18 protein-coding genes are annotated in these 17064 nt (G+C 71.3%); 12 read left to right on the top strand and 6 right to left on the bottom strand.

Going from position 1 to position 17064, the window contains the following annotated elements:
- Positions 1-83: 83 nt before the first annotated feature.
- The 3 genes from STROP_RS21550 to STROP_RS21540 all read left to right on the top strand — a co-directional run bounded on the left by STROP_RS21550 (position 84) and on the right by STROP_RS21540 (position 2043).
- Positions 84-596 (top strand): glycine cleavage system transcriptional repressor, encoded by a 513-nt coding sequence (locus STROP_RS21550; protein WP_026275294.1) that lies wholly within the window; start codon positions 84-86, stop codon positions 594-596.
- A complete protein-coding gene (locus tag STROP_RS21545) occupies positions 593-1156 on the top strand; it encodes a peptide deformylase (RefSeq protein WP_012015464.1) in 564 nt (187 codons plus the stop codon). The genes STROP_RS21550 and STROP_RS21545 overlap by 4 nt, the downstream gene beginning before the upstream one ends.
- 164 nt (positions 1157-1320) lie before the next feature.
- Positions 1321-2043 (top strand): hypothetical protein, encoded by a 723-nt coding sequence (locus tag STROP_RS21540; RefSeq protein WP_012015463.1) that lies wholly within the window; start codon positions 1321-1323, stop codon positions 2041-2043.
- Between the two features lie 100 nt (positions 2044-2143).
- Here STROP_RS21540 and disA read toward each other — a convergent pair whose 3' ends face one another.
- From disA to STROP_RS21520, 4 genes are all read right to left on the bottom strand, one after another.
- A complete protein-coding gene (gene disA / locus STROP_RS21535; RefSeq protein ID WP_012015462.1) occupies positions 2144-3319 on the bottom strand; it encodes a DNA integrity scanning diadenylate cyclase DisA in 1176 nt (391 codons plus the stop codon).
- 132 nt (positions 3320-3451) lie between these two features.
- Entirely contained in the window at positions 3452-4897 is a 1446-nt protein-coding gene (gene radA, locus STROP_RS21530) for a DNA repair protein RadA (RefSeq protein WP_012015461.1), read from the bottom strand.
- Between the two features lie 28 nt (positions 4898-4925).
- Entirely contained in the window at positions 4926-5615 is a 690-nt protein-coding gene (locus STROP_RS21525; protein ID WP_012015460.1) for a hypothetical protein, read from the bottom strand.
- A gap of 137 nt (positions 5616-5752) precedes the next feature.
- Complete coding sequence (locus STROP_RS21520; RefSeq protein WP_012015459.1) at positions 5753-6685, bottom strand: UbiA family prenyltransferase; 933 nt, start codon at positions 6683-6685, stop codon at positions 5753-5755.
- Positions 6686-6730: 45 nt separating this feature from the next.
- Here STROP_RS21520 and STROP_RS21515 point away from each other — a divergent pair, with 45 nt between their 5' ends.
- The 3 genes from STROP_RS21515 to STROP_RS21505 are packed head-to-tail and all read left to right on the top strand — an operon-like array spanning position 6731 to position 9745.
- Positions 6731-7501, top strand: a complete 771-nt coding sequence (locus STROP_RS21515) for a methyltransferase domain-containing protein (protein ID WP_012015458.1) — start codon at positions 6731-6733, stop codon at positions 7499-7501.
- Positions 7498-8661, top strand: a complete 1164-nt coding sequence (locus tag STROP_RS21510) for an acyl-CoA dehydrogenase family protein (RefSeq protein WP_012015457.1) — start codon at positions 7498-7500, stop codon at positions 8659-8661. The genes STROP_RS21515 and STROP_RS21510 overlap by 4 nt, the downstream gene beginning before the upstream one ends.
- A 34-nt stretch (positions 8662-8695) precedes the next feature.
- Positions 8696-9745: a type III polyketide synthase gene (locus STROP_RS21505; RefSeq protein ID WP_026275572.1), complete on the top strand. Its 1050-nt coding sequence runs from the start codon at positions 8696-8698 to the stop codon at positions 9743-9745.
- Positions 9746-9842: 97 nt separating this feature from the next.
- Here STROP_RS21505 and STROP_RS21500 read toward each other — a convergent pair whose 3' ends face one another.
- Positions 9843-10514, bottom strand: a complete 672-nt coding sequence (locus STROP_RS21500) for a hypothetical protein (RefSeq protein ID WP_012015455.1) — start codon at positions 10512-10514, stop codon at positions 9843-9845.
- A 322-nt stretch (positions 10515-10836) separates the two neighbouring features.
- Between STROP_RS21500 and STROP_RS21495 the strand changes: the two genes are divergently transcribed.
- The 4 genes from STROP_RS21495 to STROP_RS21480 are packed head-to-tail and all read left to right on the top strand — an operon-like array spanning position 10837 to position 13609.
- Complete coding sequence (locus STROP_RS21495; protein WP_012015454.1) at positions 10837-11322, top strand: CarD family transcriptional regulator; 486 nt, start codon at positions 10837-10839, stop codon at positions 11320-11322.
- A gap of 56 nt (positions 11323-11378) precedes the next feature.
- Positions 11379-12074, top strand: coding sequence for a 2-C-methyl-D-erythritol 4-phosphate cytidylyltransferase (ispD, locus tag STROP_RS21490; RefSeq protein WP_043535690.1), 696 nt, complete (start codon positions 11379-11381; stop codon positions 12072-12074).
- Between the two features lie 13 nt (positions 12075-12087).
- Positions 12088-12573: a 2-C-methyl-D-erythritol 2,4-cyclodiphosphate synthase gene (ispF, locus tag STROP_RS21485; protein WP_012015452.1), complete on the top strand. Its 486-nt coding sequence runs from the start codon at positions 12088-12090 to the stop codon at positions 12571-12573.
- A gap of 10 nt (positions 12574-12583) precedes the next feature.
- Positions 12584-13609 carry a tetratricopeptide repeat protein gene (locus STROP_RS21480; RefSeq protein ID WP_012015451.1) on the top strand — a complete coding sequence of 342 codons (1026 nt, stop codon included), beginning with the start codon at positions 12584-12586 and terminating at the stop codon, positions 13607-13609.
- Between the two features lie 76 nt (positions 13610-13685).
- On the opposite strand, the gene STROP_RS21475 is transcribed toward STROP_RS21480, so the two are convergent.
- Positions 13686-14852, bottom strand: a complete 1167-nt coding sequence (locus STROP_RS21475) for a homogentisate 1,2-dioxygenase (RefSeq protein WP_012015450.1) — start codon at positions 14850-14852, stop codon at positions 13686-13688.
- An 86-nt stretch (positions 14853-14938) separates the two neighbouring features.
- Between STROP_RS21475 and STROP_RS21470 the strand changes: the two genes are divergently transcribed.
- Together STROP_RS21470 and fahA are read left to right on the top strand one after the other, a co-directional pair.
- Positions 14939-15802 (top strand): hypothetical protein, encoded by an 864-nt coding sequence (locus STROP_RS21470; RefSeq protein WP_012015449.1) that lies wholly within the window; start codon positions 14939-14941, stop codon positions 15800-15802.
- A complete protein-coding gene (gene fahA / locus STROP_RS21465) occupies positions 15799-16995 on the top strand; it encodes a fumarylacetoacetase (RefSeq protein WP_012015448.1) in 1197 nt (398 codons plus the stop codon). Before STROP_RS21470 ends, fahA begins: the two co-directional genes overlap by 4 nt.
- Positions 16996-17064: the final 69 nt, after the last annotated feature.

The following is a 17064-nucleotide window of genomic DNA, read 5'->3' as shown; positions in this document are numbered from 1 at the left end:
CGGCCCCGCTGACCAGTCCCGACGAGCGGTCGACCGGGCAGTCTTTGGGTGGCGTTGTGGGACTGGGCGGGGAGAATCCGGGGATGACTGAGCTTGCCATCACCGTCATCGGTCGAGACCGGCCCGGCATCGTGGCCGATGTCGCCGAGGTGCTCGCCCGCCTGGGTGCGAACCTCACCGACAGCACCATGACCCGGCTACGGGGGCATTTCGCGATGACGCTGATCTGCGTGGGCCCGGCCGTCGCCGAGGCCGAGGCCGCGTTGGCGCCGCTCACCGCCGACGGCCAGCTACTGGCGACCGTTCGCGCGGTGGTGCCGGACGCGGAGCAGGCGTCGAACGGTGCGCCGTACGTGCTGGCGGTGCACGGCGCTGATCGGTTGGGGATCGTCGCCGCCATGACCCGGGTGCTCGCGGAGGTGGGCGGCAACGTCACGGACCTGAGTACCCGGCTCGCCGGCGCGCTCTATGTCGTCGTCGCGGAGGTCGAGCTGCCGCCGGACGCGGCCGAGCAGGTGACGGCCCGGTTGGCGTCAACCGCCGCCGAACTCGGGGTGGAGGTAACCCTCCGGCCGGCAGACCCGGACCTGTTGTGAGCCGTGAGGAATACGCCGGCCTCGGCGACTGGACGCTGGACGTGCTGGGCCCGCCGGGTCAGGTGCGACCGGTGGTGTCCGCCCCGGCCGCGGTGCTCAGCCGGGCCGGCCGCGACGTGGATCCGACGGCCGAGCAGACGGTACGCCTCGCGGCCGATCTGGTCGCCACGATGCGCGTCTCCCCGGGCTGTGTCGGTCTGGCCGCTCCGCAGATCGGGGTCGGTGCCCGGGTCTTCGCGGTGGATGTCACCGGACATCCGAAGGCCAGCACCGGGCACGGCGCGTTTGTGCTGTGTAATGCGGTCGTGGTGGAGGCCAGTCGATGGAAGGCTGGCCGCGAGGGGTGCATGTCCGTGCCGGATCTGACCGGTGACGTCAAACGCGCCGGTCGTCTGGTGGTCGAGGGGGACCTGCCCGGAACCGGTAAGACGGTTCGGTTGGTCACCGACGCGTTCGAGGCGCGGGCCCTGCAACACGAGATCGATCATTGTGCGGGTCTGCTGTTCCTGGACCGGGTCGCCGGCGCCCACGCCGTGTACCAGCGCAAGGTGTATCTCTGACCGGCCCGACCCCGACCCGTACCGGTCCAGGTCACCTTCCGCTTTCAGGTCTGCACCTTCGGCTGTCTGAACCGTCGTCAGTGGAGAACAGCTTCCACGAGCTGAGGATGGTGTCGGCGCGTCGCCGCCGATTGCCGCACTTGCTGCCGCTACGGTAGGACATCATGCGTCTGACGGTCGGCCCCTTGCCTCCCGCCGTTTACTGGCGGCGTCGCGCCGTCGTGCTCGGAGCGGCGTTTCTCCTACTGGTTGTGGTTCTCTACTCGTGGGGCAACTCGGAGGAGCCCGCCAAGAATGCCAGCGGGCAAGAGCAGGCAACCTCCTCCGACTCAACGCCCGACCCCGAAACACCGGCCGACGCTGAGCAGCCGGATCCGTTACCCCCGGGCGACTCGGGCGATGCCGGCGGGGCGGATCCGCCCAACTCCGAGCCGTCCGAGATGGATGAGGTGAGCGACCCCCCGCCCTCGGCTCCCCCGGCCACGGACGACGGTACCTGCACCGATGACGAGATCAGCGTGACCGCTGTCGCCCTGCCCGCGTCGGTGGGTCAGGGTGGTGCCGTTGATCTGCAATTGAAGATCAAGAATAGCTCGGACCGGACCTGTAGCCGGGATGTCGGCGCGGACCTACAGGAGCTGTTCCTCAAGTCGGGGGCGGCGACGATCTGGTCCTCCGACAGCTGCGGCACCGGCGAGGGCTCGGATGTCCAGTCGTTCACGCCGAACTTTGTGCGGTCCTATCAGATCCGCTGGAACGGAAACGACGACACACGCTGCTCAGGTGGGGTCGCCGTCGGCCCCGAGGCCCCGCCCGGCACCTACCAACTGCTCGCCCGGGTCGGCACGAAGTACAGCGCGCCCGTAGAGATCAAAATTACCGGTTGACGGAGCCGGGTGGCGGTCGACTGAATCGCGCCCTCGGTTGGCCCGCGGGCCGTATTGTCGGACCACGCATCGGCTCATCGGCGGGCCGTGCCGCCGGCTGTCAGACGTAGCGTTCCAGGATCGATGCCTCGGCGAGCCGGGAGAGTCCTTCTCGGACGCCCCTGGCGCGGGCGTCGCCGACGCCCTCTACGGCCTGTAGGTCCTCCACGGTCGCGCCGAGCAGCCGCTGAAGGCTGCCGAAGTGCCCCACCAGGCGGTCAACGATCGCCACCGGTAGGCGCGGCACCTTGGCCAGTAGCCGGAAACCGCGGGGGCTGAGCGCGGCGTCAAGCGCGTCGGAAGCCGCCGGGTAGCCGATGGCTCTGCTGACCGCGACCAGGTCGATCAGCTCGGTTGCGGTCAGCAGGTCCAACTCGACCAGGGCCTCGTCGAGGGTGCGTGACTTGCGGCCGGTGGGCAGGTAGTCCCGGATGACAAGGGTGCGGTCAGCGTCCACACCGGCCATCAGCTCGTCGAGTTGCAGAGCGAGGAGCCGGCCGTCGGTGCCCAGCTCCACCACGTAGCCGGCGATCTCGTCGGCGATCCGACGGACCATCTCGAGCCGTTGTACGACGGCGACCGCATCCCGAACGGTGACCAGGTCCTCTATCTCCAGGGCCGAGAGGGTGCCGGAGACCTCGTCCAGGCGTAGCTTGTACCGTTCGAGCGTGGCGAGTGCCTGGTTGGCGCGGGAGAGAATGGCGGCCGAGTCGTCCAGCACGTGCCGCTGGCCGTTGACGTAGAGGCTGATGATTCGCATGGACTGGCTCACCGAGATGACCGGGTAGCCGGTCTGACGGGCAACCCGCTCGGCGGTGCGGTGCCGGGTGCCGGACTCCTCGGTGGGGATCGCGGGATCGGGCATCAGATGCACTGCCGCCCGGACGATCCGGCTTCCGTCGCTGGAGAGCACGACAGCGCCATCCATTTTGCACAGCTCGCGTACGCGGGTGGCGGAGAACTCCACGTCGAGCGGGAAGCCGCCGGTGCAGAGGCTCTCGACGACCTTGTCATAGCCGAGGACGATCAGGGCGCCGGTGCGTCCCCGAAGGATCCGCTCCAGCCCGTCGCGCAGGGCGGTGCCGGGTGCCATCAGGGCCAGGTTGGCGCGCAGCGGGTCGCTGGCCGCGCCTCCGGTCACGTGCACGCTGATCGGACGGGCGGGCGAACCCACGGCACCGGTGCGGGCGTGAGGTGTCGCGCCGGCAGGCTTGGTGGTGTCGCGGTCGATCGGCACGAGGACAGTCTACGGACTACTCTGCGGTGGGTGCTGCCGCGGTTACTGTGATGTGTCGTGCTGCCTGGATCAACCGATTCCATCATTTTTGGATGGTTTATTGGGAATTACCGGTATAGATAGATATGAAGGTTATTCCGCAGAAGCCTGTGCGACGGCCTGGAGCGCGGCCCGGACATCACTGACCTCGATCACGCGTAGCTGGTCAGCGCGGACGCCGGTGCTCTCCGGACCGCAGCCCGGTGGCACGAGCGCGAGCCGGAAGCCGAGTCGGGTCGCCTCGGCCAACCGGCGTGGCACCGCCCCGACCCGGCGCACCTCGCCGGTGAGCCCAACCTCCCCGATCGCCACCAGGTGCGGGGTGATTGCGAGGTTGAGCCCGCCGGAAGCGACTGCCAGGGCGACCGCCAGGTCGGCGGCGGGCTCGACGACTCGGATGCCGCCAACGGTGGCCGCGAAGACCTCCCGATCGTGCAGGGTCAACCGCTCGGTGCGTCGTTGGAGCACTGCCAGAACCATGGCGAGTCGGGCGGAGTCGAGCCCGGAGACGGTCCGCCGTGGCGACCCGGCCACCGTCGCTCCGATCAGCGCCTGCACCTCGGTGACCAGGGCACGTCGCCCCTCCATCGCCACCGTGACGCAGGTGCCGGGCACCGGCTCCGAGTAGCGGGTGAGAAAGAGCCCGGACGGGTCGGCCAGGCTACTGATGCCGCCCTCGTGCATCTCGAAGCAGCCGACCTCGTCGGCCGCGCCGAACCGGTTCTTCACCCCCCGCACCAACCGGAGGGACGAGTGCTTGTCCCCTTCGAAGTGCAGCACCACGTCAACCAGGTGCTCCAACACCCGTGGGCCGGCCACCTGGCCGTCCTTGGTGACGTGCCCCACCAACAGAGTCGCGATGCCCCGCTCCTTGGCGACCGCCACCAGGGCCGCGGTGACCGCGCGAACCTGGGTAACCCCACCGGGCACCCCTTCGGTGCCGGTGGTCGAGATCGTCTGCACCGAATCCAGCACCAGCAGCCCCGGCTTGACTGCGTCCAGGTGCCCGAGCACCGCGGCGAGGTCGCTCTCGGCGGCCAGGTAGAGCTGCTCGTGTAAGGCGCCCATCCGCTCGGCGCGCAACCGGACCTGGCTGACCGACTCCTCGCCACTGACCACGAGCGAGGGGTTGGCGCCGCCGGCGGCCCACTGCTGCGCCACGTCGAGTAGCAGGGTCGACTTGCCGACCCCCGGCTCGCCGGCGAGCAACACCACCGCGCCCGGAACCAGACCACCGCCGAGCACCCGGTCGAGTTCGCTGACGCCGGTCGGGCGGGCCCGCGCGGGCGCGGCGCTGATGGTGGCGATCGGCCGCGCGGGCTCAGCCGGCATCCGGGAACTGACCACCCGGCCGGAGACGGTCGGGCCGGTCAGCGTGCACTCGACGACCGAACCCCACTCGCCGCACTCCGGGCAGCGGCCAACCCACTTCGGTGGCTGGTGTCCACAGGCGTCGCACTCGTAGGCGGGGCGGGGCTCGCGGGCAGCGCGGGCGCGGCCGCCGGTCGCGCCGGCACGGGAGGATCGGGAGGTGGTCACACCAGGACGTTAGCCGTCGCGCCGGCGATCAGTGCCCGGAGCCACCCTCACCGCCGTGCCCGTCCTCCAGCTCCTCGAAGCCGGTGTGGCGCTCGATGATCGGCTCCGGGGGAGTGGCCGGGCTGAGCGGCACGGAGACCGGGGCCGCGGCCCGAATCGTGGTACCACCGAAGTCGAAGGTCACGAAGATGGCCTCGCCGACGTGCAGCGGCTTGCCCAGGCCGATCAGCCGCAGCACCGTCGACGCCTCCGAGTTGAGCTGCACGAGGCTCAGCGGTGGCACCGTGATCTGGGCCGGCTGGCCCGCCGGGGGCGAGGTGGGCGGGAGGCCGGCGTCCGCCCCCGGGGACTCGGTCTGGGTGGGCGTCACCGCCGAACCCTCCCCGAGCGGGGCGTGGGGATCGATGAGGACGACGTCCCGGGCGTCTTCGGTGGTGACGGTCACCGTGACCGGGTCCGGCGAGTCGTTGTAGAGGACCACGTCCAGGTTCGCGTCGTCGCCGGCCTGGTAGCCGTCCACGCCCGGGTAGGCGATCAGCAGGCTACGAATGGCGAAGTCGCCGTTGTCGCTCGCGACGTTGACGCCCTGGACCGACGGTACGGTGCCGGCGGTCTCGGCAACCTGGCCGGCGCTGCATCCGGCGAGCAGTAGCCCACTCGTTGCCAGCCCGGCCAGTAGCAGGGCCGACCGGTGGGAACCCCTGATCGAGCGCGTCACGTCGGTCCTCCTCGTCATGATCGGGCCCGGTCGTACGCCGGACACGGTGGCCATGCCCGTGCAGACCGCGCTCCAGGGTAGTTGGGCCTGATCCAGTTCCGCACGCCGACCCGGGGATGCCACCTCCGCGGGGGCGTTCAGGCCAGCGGCCCGCTGGTCACGAGCAGAATCACGTCGATGAGAGCGATTATCAAAACCGCTCGGAAGGCGGCCACCGAACGGGTCCGGGCGCGGTTGGTGACACGCTCGCCGCACCAGAGCAGAGGTGGTGTCAGGACGGCGACGGTCACCGTGGCGAGCCCGACCGGTGACGGCGGTCCGGGCGGCCCGAGGACCAGCGTGGCGGTCGCGGCGAGAAGGAGCCCGATCGCGGCGGTCCGGCTGCCGCCCGCGCCGAGCCGGTGGGGCAGCCCGCGGACCCCGGTGCGGGCATCGTCGTCGAGATCGGGTAACACGTTCGCGAAGTGCGCGCCCGCGCCGAGGAGGGCCGCGGCGGTGACCAGCCAGACCGGTGGGACTTCAACACCCGGCAGGGCCAGCACGATGAAGGCCGGCAGCGACCCGAAGGAGACCGAGTAGGGCAGGACCGACAGGGGCGAGGACTTCAGCGGCCAGTCATAGAGCAACGCGGAGAGCAGGCCAGCGGTGGCTACGGCCGCGGCGGCCGGGTTCGTCGTCAGCGCGACTGCCGGGGTGGCGAGGGCGGCCGCCGCGGCGGCCAGAGCGGTCGTGCGTCGGCCGACCAGACCGGTGGCGACCGGCTTGTCGGGCCGCCCGACCACGGCGTCCCGCTTCGCGTCGAGCGCGTCGTTGGTCCACCCGACGGCCAGCTGGCTGGCGGCCACGGTGAGCACCACGGCGACCACCCCCGCCGGCCGGTGCCCGACCCCCCAGGCGAGCAGGCCGGCCACGGTGGTGACCGCGGCCGCTGGTTCTGGGTGACTCGCCCGGAGCAGGGCCACCACCGGCCTGGTGCGCGCGGCTACCGGCCCAGTGCCGCCGGCCGCGGGTCCGGCTCGGTCCGGCCGGGTCAGCACCCGCGCGACACGCCGTAGCACTGAGGAGGTCATGAGGGAAGTCTGGTCGTTACCGGGCAGTCGTGCCACGCTCGGTCCATGCCAGACGCGGGCCGCACCCTACCGCGCAATGATCCGCGCCAGTACGACGACCTGGCCGGGGAGTGGTGGCGGCCGGACGGCGTGTTCGCCATGCTGCACTGGTTGGCCGAGTCCCGGGCGGCGATGGTGCCCGCGGCGTCGCGTCCCGACGCCCTCCTGGTCGACCTCGGCTGCGGTGCCGGGCTCCTCGCCCCGCACCTCGCCGGCAAGGGCTATCGACATGTTGGGGTTGACCTCACCCGTTCGGCGCTGCGCCAAGCCGCCGAGCATGGGGTGACGGTGGTCAACGCCGATGCGACCGCCGTGCCGCTCGCCTCCGGCTGCGCCGACGTGGTGGCCGCGGGCGAGCTGCTGGAGCATGTTCCCGACTGGCGACGGGTGGTGGCTGAGGCCTGCCGCCTGCTCCGTCCGGGAGGGCTGCTCGTCCTCGACACGCTCAACGACACCGCGTTGAGCCGCCTGCTGGCCGTCCACATCGGCGAGCGGCTTCCCACGGTCCCACGGGGCATCCACGACCCACGGTTGTTCGTGGATGCCCGCGCGCTGACCGCCGAGTGCGCCCGGCACGGCGTTGACCTGCGGCTGCGTGGCATTCGGCCGCAGCTGACCCGGGTGCTCGGCTGGCTGGCCCGGCGGGCAAGGGGTGCGGTCGGGGCGCCTCCACGCATCGTGCCGACCTGGTCAACGGCGGTGCTCTACCAGGGCTGGGGCCGGCGCGAGCGCGATCAGACGCGGACGGATGTACCCGAGGAGGGGACGGTTCCATGATGCAGGCTGTGCAGGTGGCCCGCCGGTTGGCGCCGCGATTCGCCGCTCGGGCGGCCGACCACGACCGGGAGGGCACCTTCCCCGCCGACGACTTCCGAGACCTCCGGGAGGCGGGCCTGTTCGGCCTGATGGTGCCGCGGGAGCTTGGCGGCCTGGGGGCCACCTTCGGGGAGTACGCGGCCGTCGCGACCGAGCTGGCCCGGGGAAACGGCGCGACCGCGCTGGTGTTCAACATGCACGCCTCGGTCACCGGGGCGCTGGGCGCGGTGACCGAGGAACTGGCCGAGGCGCTCGGGATGCCGAACGAGGCGCTGGCGGCGCGGGATCGACTGCTGCGTGCGGCGGCGGATGGTTCCTGGTATGCGGTGGCGATGAGCGAACGCGGGGCGGGAGCCCGGCTCTCGCGGCTGAGCACGGTGTACGAGCCGGTTGACGGCGGCTGGCGGATCAAGGGGAGCAAGACCTTCTGCTCCGGCGCCGGTCACGCCGACGGCTATCTGGTGGCCGCCCGTAGCGCGGGTGATCCTTCGGTGGTCTCCCAGTTTCTCGTGCCGGCGGGGGACGGGCTGGCCGTCGAGGAGACCTGGGACTCGCTGGGCATGCGGTCCACCTCCTCGCACGACCTGCACCTGGATGTCACGGCACCGGCTGACCGGCTGCTCGGCGGCGTCGAGGGGCTGGCTCTGGTCGTCGCGCAGTTGATGCCGCACTGGCTGGTCGCGAGTTACGCCGCGGTCTACGTTGGGGTCGCGCGGGCGGCGATCGACGCCGCGGCGGAGCACCTGAACGCCCGTGACCTCGGTGGTCTGCCGGCGGTTCGGGCCCGGCTCGGTCGCGCCGACGCGGCGGTGGCCGCGGCGGACCTGGTGGTGGCGGAGGCGGCGCGGCGGGTGGACGAGGCGCCAGGTGACGCCGAGACCAACCGTTGGGTCTGGCGGGCGAAGCTGCTGGCGGGCACCACGGCGGCCGACGTCGCGGCCTCGGTGCTCGAGGCGGCCGGTACGGCGGCCACTCGGCGGGGGCATCCGCTGGAGCGGCTCTACCGGGACGCGCGTTGCGGTTCGCTGCACCCCGCCACGTCCGACGTCTGCGCGGACTGGCTCGGTATCGCCGTACTCGGTGGTGACCCGGACCGCGATGGGTCGGCCCCTCGTTGGTGAACGTGCTGGGACATCGAGACGAAGGGTGGGCATCATGGCCGTGCCGGTGATCGCGGGAATCGGTACGGCGCATCCGCCGTCCGCCGACCAGGGTGAGCTGTGGGACGGCTTCTTCGCGCGGCACTTCTCCGGAACCACCCGAGCCCTGGCTCAACGGATCTTCGCCAACTCGGGGGTGAACCGCCGGCAGGCCGCGGTGAATCCGCTGCTGGAGGATGTCTCCGACTGGCCAACCGAACGGCGGATGCGGCGTTATCAGGTGGAGGCCCTGCCTTTGGGCAAGGAGGCGGTGGGACGGGCGCTCACCGCCGCCGGTCTGGCCGCCGGGGACGTCGGGCTCTTCGTGGTGTGTTCGTGCACCGGCTACGCAACCCCGGGGCTGGACATCCTCCTCGCCCGGGACCTGGGCATGGCGCCGGGCACGCAGCGGGTCTTCGTCGGCCACATGGGCTGCTATGCCGCGTTGCCGGGGCTGGGCGTGGCGAGTGACTTCGTGACCGCCCGGGGTCGACCCGCCCTGCTGCTCTGCGCCGAGCTGACCAGCCTGCACATTCAGCCCTCCACCGCCCGGGTGGACACCCAGCAGATCGTCTCGCACGCGCTCTTCTCCGACGCCGCGGTGGCCGCCGTTGTCGTACCCGGCGGCCCCGGGTATGCGGTACGTGAGGTCGCCTCGGTGACCGACACCTCCACCGCCGATCACATGACCTGGGATGTCACCGATGCCGGATTCCGGATGGGGCTGTCGCCGAAGGTGCCGCAGGTGCTCTCCACGCAGGTACGGGCGTTGGTGGACGGCCTGCTCGCCCGGCACGGCACGCACCGATCGGAGGTGGACGGCTGGGCGGTGCACCCGGGTGGCCCCCGCATTCTCAACGTGGTGGAGCGGGAACTCGCCCTGCCGGCGGCCGCCCTGGCGGCGTCCCGGGAGACGCTGGCAGAGCACGGCAACTGTTCGTCGCCGACGGTGTTGTTGGCACTGGACCGACTGCGCCGAGCGGTCGATCCGGCGCGACGGGTGGTGATGTTGGCCTTCGGCCCTGGCCTGACCCTGTACGCGGCCCTACTCGAAGGGCCCGTCTGAGTCGACCGTCGCGGATGAGTGGGCCCGACGTGGCACCGGTTGCAGGTCCGGCGGCGGTCGGGCTCCCGCTGTCGTGGTCGGTTGGTGCGGGTTCGGGTCAGTTGGCGAGGCGGGCCAGTTCGGGTTCGTAGTCGGCGGTGGAGTGGAGCTCGGGGACCAGCTTCCGCACGGTGCCGGAGCGGTCCACGAGCAGCGCGCTGACCACGTCGGCCCGGGGCGGTAGGCGCAGGAAGGCTCGTAACCCGTCGGCCGGGTCGTCGAGCGCGCGAAGGGTGTTCGGCGGGGCGGGGGGTGCGTCGCGTACGGCGGGGTCGGGGTTGATGGCGATCACGGTGACCCCGGGCGGCGCGACGGCGACGGTGCTGGCCACCTCGGCTGGGCAGGCGCACGCGTCGGCGAGGAGGATAACGGCGGGCAGCAGACCCCGCAGCGGCACCGGTTGACCGTTGTCCACCAGGTCGAACGCGGGCATGGTCCGCCCGATCAGATCCGTTGGCGGTGCGGGGGTGGCGGGGGTTGACGCCAAAGGGGCGGGGGGTGACTGGGCCCAGATGGTCGCGCTCAGCCCGGCCAACACGGTGACCATTACCACCAGGAGTGCCAGCAGCGTGGGCACGACCGAACCGGACGGGGTCGGCCGGTTCAGTTCTCGGCGGATCTGTTCGGCCTCGGCCGAGAGCTCGGCGGCGTTGTTGGGTACGACCACCCGGCCCCATTCGGGCGGCAGGTCCGGCAGTCCGGAGTCGTCGTCTGCGGCGGGCCTGCCCATCGAACCCCCTGGATTCTTGGCGAGCCTGAGGCGGGCTCTCGTTCAGCCTGCCGTACCGGGCCTACTCCCGCCAGGCGTGGGCGCGTGCCGGGGACACGGGCTACGATGAGTCGAGTGCATCGCCCCAGATCCCGGGTTTCGTCACCCAACCGTGGCAGCATATTGCCGTCACGGAGCGTGTTTATTACTTCGGTCTGGCTGCCTGTCAAGCTGAAGAAATCCCTCTCACAGGGCCCCTGAGCTGCGCCAACGGTCAGGGCAGCGGTGAGACACCGGTGTCTGAGCGTGTTACCCTAGACACAGCGAAAGGGGTTTCGAACCTATGGTTTTCAGTGTCGGCGAGACCGTTGTTTACCCCCACCACGGGGCCGCACTCATCGAGGCAATCGAGACTCGGGTCATCAAGGGCGAGGAGAAGCAATACCTCGTTCTCAGGGTCGCGCAGGGTGACCTAACGGTCCGGGTTCCCGCGGAGAATGCCGAGATCGTGGGTGTGCGCGAGGTGGTCGGCGAAGAGGGCCTCGGCAAGGTCTTCGACGTTCTCCGGGCTCCGCACACCGAGGAGCCGACCAACTGGTCACGGCGTTACAAGGCGAATCTGGAGAAGCTGGCCTCCGGTAATCCGCTGAAGGTGGCCGAGGTTGTCCGTGATTTGTGGCGTCGGGAGCGGGAGCGGGGGCTGTCCGCAGGCGAGAAGCGCATGCTCGCCAAGGCCCGCGACATTCTCGTCGGTGAGGTCGCATTGGCCGAAAAGAGCACCAAGGACGAGGCGGAGACGCTGCTCGACAAGGTGCTGACCGAAGCCTGATCCGCACCTGAGTGTCGTACCCGATCTGCCATGAGGAAATCATCGAGGACCGCGACGTGACCGCGCAGCTTGATCCGCGCGGTGACGTCGCGGTCCTCGTGCCTGCGGCTGGTGCCGGTGTGCGGCTGGGCCCCGGCCGGCCGAAGGCCCTTCGGCTGCTCGGCGGGGAGCCGCTACTGGTGCACGCGGTCCGCCGGCTCGCCGCCGCCGCGTCGGTGCACACCGTGGTGGTGGCCGCTCCGGCGGCGGACCTGGTCGCGGTACGCGAGCTACTGGCCCCGGTGGCGCCGGTCACCGTGGTGGCGGGCGGCGTACAACGGCAGGCCTCGGTCGCCGCCGCGCTCGCTGCGGTCCCCGCCGGCCCCGAGATCGTGCTGGTGCACGACGCGGCCCGAGCGCTCACCCCGCCCGGGCTGGTCGAATCGGTCGCCGCGGCGGTCCGGTCCGGTCACGACGCGGTGATTCCGGTACTGCCGGTGGTCGACACCATCAAGGAGATCGGTGTCGGCGAACGCGTCCTCGGCACGGTCGATCGTTCCGCCCTGCGGGCGGTGCAGACGCCGCAGGGGTTCCGGCGGGGGGTGCTGACCACTGCGCACGCCGCCGCGACCGACCCGCTCACCGACGATGCCGGTCTGGTCGAGAAGCTCGGTGTGCCGGTGGTCTGCGTACCCGGCTCCGAGCACGCCCTGAAGATCACCCGCCCGTTCGACCTGGCGTTGGCCGAGCACCTGCTGGCGATGGGCCGCTGACGCGTACCCTCGGGTGGTGATCGTTCCGCGGGTTGCCATCGGCGTCGACATGCACGCGTTCGAGTCCGGTCGACCATGTTGGGTTGCCGGCCTGCACTGGCCCGGGCAGGACGGTCTGGCCGGGCACTCGGATGCGGATGTCGCCGCCCACGCCGCCTGCAACGCGTTGCTCTCCGCCGCCGAGCTCGGCGATCTCGGCGCCAACTTCGGGGTGGGGCAGCCGGAGTGGTCCGGTGCTTCCGGCGTGGCCCTGCTCAGCGAGAGCGCCCGCCGGGTGCGGACCGCCGGCTACACGATCGGCAACGTGTCGGTGCAGGTGATCGGGAACCGCCCCAAGATCGGACCACGTCGGGCCGAGGCGCAGCAGGTGCTCTCGGCGGCGGTGGGTGCCCCGGTGAGTGTCTCCGCCGCCACCACCGACGGGCTCGGCTTCCCCGGCCGGGACGAGGGCCTGACCGGCATCGCGGTGGCCTTGGTGTACGCGGCCCCGGCCGCCTAGGCTCGCAGCGATGTCCAGCGAACCCGCCTCTGACCGTTCCGCCGTCGACGGTTACCTCCAGCGAGCCCAGCTCCTCGCCGAGCTCGGCCGCTACGACGAGGCCGTCACGGAGCTGGGGTTCGCCCACGCGCTCGATGCCGACAACGCGGCGGTGCTGATGGCGCTCTCCCGGGTGCAGCTCGCGGCGGGGCGGCCCGCGGAGGCGCTCACCGCCGCCAACGGTGCGCTGGCTGTCGCTGGGGACTCGGTCCCCGCCCTGGTCGCTCGCGGGATGGCCCTGGCCGACCTGACCGAGCACGGGGAGGCGGCCCGGACCGCGGACCGAATTCTCACCCTGGGGCCGGACGACGCGTACGCCCAGCGCAGCGGCGCGGCGATTCTGGCCGGTTCCCGCAATGGTCAGCCCGCGCTGAACGCGGCGTGGCGAGGGGTGGAGCTGGCCCCACAGGAGCCGGCGGGGCACCTGGTGCTCGGGCTGGTCGCGGCGAACCTACAGCTGTACGACCTGGCCGAGCGGGCGTACACCGAAGCGCTGCGGCTCGACCCGCAGCTCGCCGAGGCGCGGCACGACATCGGGGTGCTCCGGCTGGAACAGCGCCGGTGGAGCGAGGCGCTGGAGCACCTCGCCGAGGCGGCGGCGATCAGCCCCGGTCGGATCAACTCGGTTCGGACGATCTCTGCTGGCCTTCGTCAGCTCGTCGTGTTTGGCGCCGGTTGGTCGATGGTCTCCGCGGTGGTGATCGCGTGCTTCGCGGTGGGCAGCCCGGGGCTTTCTCGGGCCGTTGCGGCGGCGGCCGCCCTCGGCGGCGCGTTGATGGTGTGGCGACACGCGGCGAAGCTGCCCGGGGTGGCCCGCGCCATCCTGCCGGAGCTGCTGCGCTCCGACCGGCCCCTGGCGCTGGCCGGGTACGCGACCGTCGCGGCCCCGGTGCTGCTACTGCTCTATGCCCTCGTCGGCACGGTGTGGCCGTTGGTCCTGGCGATCGTGGTGGCAGCCTTCGCCGTCGTTACCGCGCTCGCCCGCCCGGTGCGCTGACCAGCGCTGGCAGGCGCGGATCAGCGCTTCGGTGGGCGTCGGGCGTTGGTGGGCGGGTGTCGGCGCGCCTCGTCGGCTACCCGCGCCGCGCCCAGGTCCAGGCGTACGCGTCGTCTTCGCAGGCCGCGGCCGCGTCGCAGAGTTCCAGCGGGCGGAAGGTGTCGACCATGACGGCGAGTTCGTCGAAGTAGTCGACGCCGATCGACCGCTCGGCGGCACCGGGCTGCGGTCCGTGGGTGAAGCCTGAGGGGTGTAGCGAGATCGAACCCTGCCCGATGCCGGAGCCGCGCCGCGCCTCGTAGTTGCCCCCGGTGTAGAAGAGCACCTCGTCGGAGTCGACGTTGTGGTGGTTGTACGGCACCGGGATGGCGTCGGGGTGGTAGTCAACCTTGCGGGGGACGAACGAGCAGATCACGAAGTTCGGGCCCTGGAACGTCTGGTGCACCGGCGGGGGCTGGTGGATCCGGCCGGTGATCGGCTCGAAGTCGTGGATGGAGAATGCCCAGGGGTAGAGGTGTCCGTCCCAGCCGACCACGTCGAACGGGTGATTGGCGTAGACGTGCCGGGTCCAGCCGCGTCGGTGCCGGACCAGGACGTCGACGTCCTCGCCGTCAACGAGCAGCGGTGTGTCCGGTCCGCGGACGTCCCGCTCGCAGTACGGCGAGTGTTCCAGGAATTGGCCGCGCACCGACAGGTAACGCTTGGGCGGGCCGACATGTCCGGCCGCCTCGATCGCCAACAGTCGGACGGGTTCGGTGCCGGTGGGAACGAGCCGGTGGATGGTCGAGGTCGGGATGATCACGTAGTCGCCGGCGACGGCGTCGAGTGGGCCGAAGGGGGACTCGACCCGCAGGGCGCCGGACTCGACATAGAGGCAGTGGTCGCCGGTGGCGTCGCGGAACAGCGGGGATGGCTGGTCGGCTAGCACGTACGCGATCCGGACGTCGTCGTTGCCGAGCAGGTAGCGCCGGCCGAGCACCGGGTCGGCACCGGCCGCGTCGAGTTGGTGGGTGCGCAGGTGGCGGGGCTTGAGTGGAAGGTTCGGCGTGCCCGTGACCGTCGGTGGGCTGAACACCTCGGCAGCCACGATCGCGGTCGGTGCGTACCGGTGGTAGAGCAGCGAGGAGTCGGCGGAGAAGCCTTCCTGGCCCATCAACTCCTCGGCGTAGAGGTGGCCGTCGGGTTGACGGAACTGGGTGTGGCGCTTGCGCGGCACCTCGCCGACGCGGCGGTAGAACGGCATCTCGCCCTCCCCGAGCAGATTATCCAGGGTGTCCGATAATCGGACGCTATTGTCCGCTCTTTTAGCGTCCCGTAGATTGTTGTGTCGTGTCAACGAAGCTGCCCCGACTCCTCGCCGGCCTCGTCGACGACGCCGCCGTCTTCCCACCCGGCAGTGCGTCGCTGCCCGACGCCGTTACGGCGCACCGACAGCACCGCTCGTCCTGGTATGCCGAACTCGTCGGCCCGCTCCTGGTCCCCGCCTCCACAGTGCTTAACCGCGAGCTGCATGCCCTGGTCGAGCCGCTCGAGGAACTCGTCGTCGGGCTGATCGGAGACACCGGACTAGGCGGCCTCTCGGCCACCCTCGCCGCGGTGCCCCCCGGCGTCACGATCCAGCAGGTCGAGGTCGCCGTCGCCGCCCGCGGTGCGGACCCGCAGCCCGGCCTGACCACGTTGTTCCCGCTGGTGGAGCGGCTCGGCGGCCGTACCGTCTATGCCGAGATTCCGCTGACCTTCGGCCTGATGGGGGCGCTCGACCGGCTCGTCGAGGCCCGCGCCGCCGGGCTGCCGGTGGCCGCGAAGTTCCGGACCGGTGGGCTTGCCGCCGAGCTCTTCCCCACGCCCACCGAGCTGGCCACGGTGATCCACGGGTGTCAGCAGCGGGAGCTGCCGTTCAAGCTGACCGCCGGGCTGCACCAGGCGATGCGACACCTGGACTCGGAGACCGGGTTCACCCACCACGGCTTCGCCAACGTGCTCGCCGCCGCGCTCGTCGCGTCCGGGGGTGCCGGCGTGGAGCAGATCACCGAGCTGCTCACCGCTACCGACCCTCGGCCGTTGCTCGCGCCGATCGAGCAGCGACTGGAGGCGGCGCGTCCGCTCTGGGTCGGCTACGGCTCGTGCAGCATCCTGGAACCACTGACCGATCTGATCCAGCTGGGGCTGGTGAATGGGGGTATTGACGCATGACCTGGGTAACCGGCCTGGAGGGCTCGCCGTACGGGCTGCACAACCTGCCGTACGGGGTGTTCCGTACCGCCGACCGCGAGCCGCGGGTGGGCGTACGCGTCGGCACCCACGTACTGGACCTCGGTGGCGCCGAGCAGGCCGGCCTGGTGTTTGCCGCCGGCACACTGAGTCGCCCTCGGCTGAACGACTTCATGGCGCTCGGACGTCCGCAGTGGACGGCGGTACGGCAGCGGATCGTCGAGCTGCTCACCGACAGCACCCACCGGGCGGCCGTCGAGCCGCTGCTCCTGGCACTGGCGAACGTGGAGCTCCTGCTCCCCTTCGACGTGGCGGACTACGTCGACTTCTACTCCTCCGAGCAGCATGCCAGCAACGTCGGTCAGATCTTCCGGCCGGGCCAGCCGCCGCTGCTGCCCAACTGGAAGCACCTGCCGATCGGCTACCACGGCCGGGCCGGCACCGTCGTGGTCTCCGGCACCCCGATCGTCCGACCGTGCGGCCAGCGGGCGACCCCGCAGGGCCCGGTCACCGGCCCCTCGGTCCGCCTCGACATCGAGGCGGAGGTCGGCTTTGTGGTGGGTGTACCCAGTCCGTTGGGCAGCCGCGTGCCGGTCGGTGACTTCGCCGACCACGTGTTCGGCGTGGTGCTGGTCAACGACTGGTCCGCCCGGGACATCCAGGCCTGGGAGTACCAGCCCCTCGGACCGTTCCTCGGCAAGTCCTTTGCCACCTCGGTCGCGGCCTGGGTGACGCCGCTGGAGGCGCTTGGCGCGGCGTTCGTGCCGGCGCCGGAGCAGGATCCGCCGGTCGCTGACTACCTGCGCGACGAGCCCCACCTCGGGCTGGATCTGCGTCTGTCGGTGGAGTGGAACGGCGAGCGGGTGAGCGAGCCGCCGTTCGCCACGATGTACTGGACCCCGGCGCAACAGCTGGCCCACCTGACCGTCAACGGAGCGGCCCTGCGCACCGGCGACCTCTACGCCTCCGGCACCGTCTCCGGCGCCGAGCGCGGTCAGGTCGGCTCGTTCCTCGAGCTGACCTGGGGCGGCGCGGAGCCGGTCCGGATCGGTGGCAGCGAACGCACTTTCCTGGCCGACGGCGACACCATCACCATCACCGGCACCGCGCCTGGCCCGAACGGCACGACCGTCGGCCTCGGCGAGGTCACCGGCACCGTCATCGCCCCCCGCTGACCAGCGAAGACCTTCCCTCCCACCCGCGTCACCCCACCTCGCCCCGCCGGGTCGGAGCGACCCCACCGG

This window comes from Salinispora tropica CNB-440 (genome assembly GCF_000016425.1).
Lineage (GTDB): Bacteria > Actinomycetota > Actinomycetes > Mycobacteriales > Micromonosporaceae > Micromonospora > Micromonospora tropica.
The sequence above is the reverse complement of the archived record's forward strand: the minus strand, read 5'-3'. Positions and strand labels throughout refer to the sequence as shown.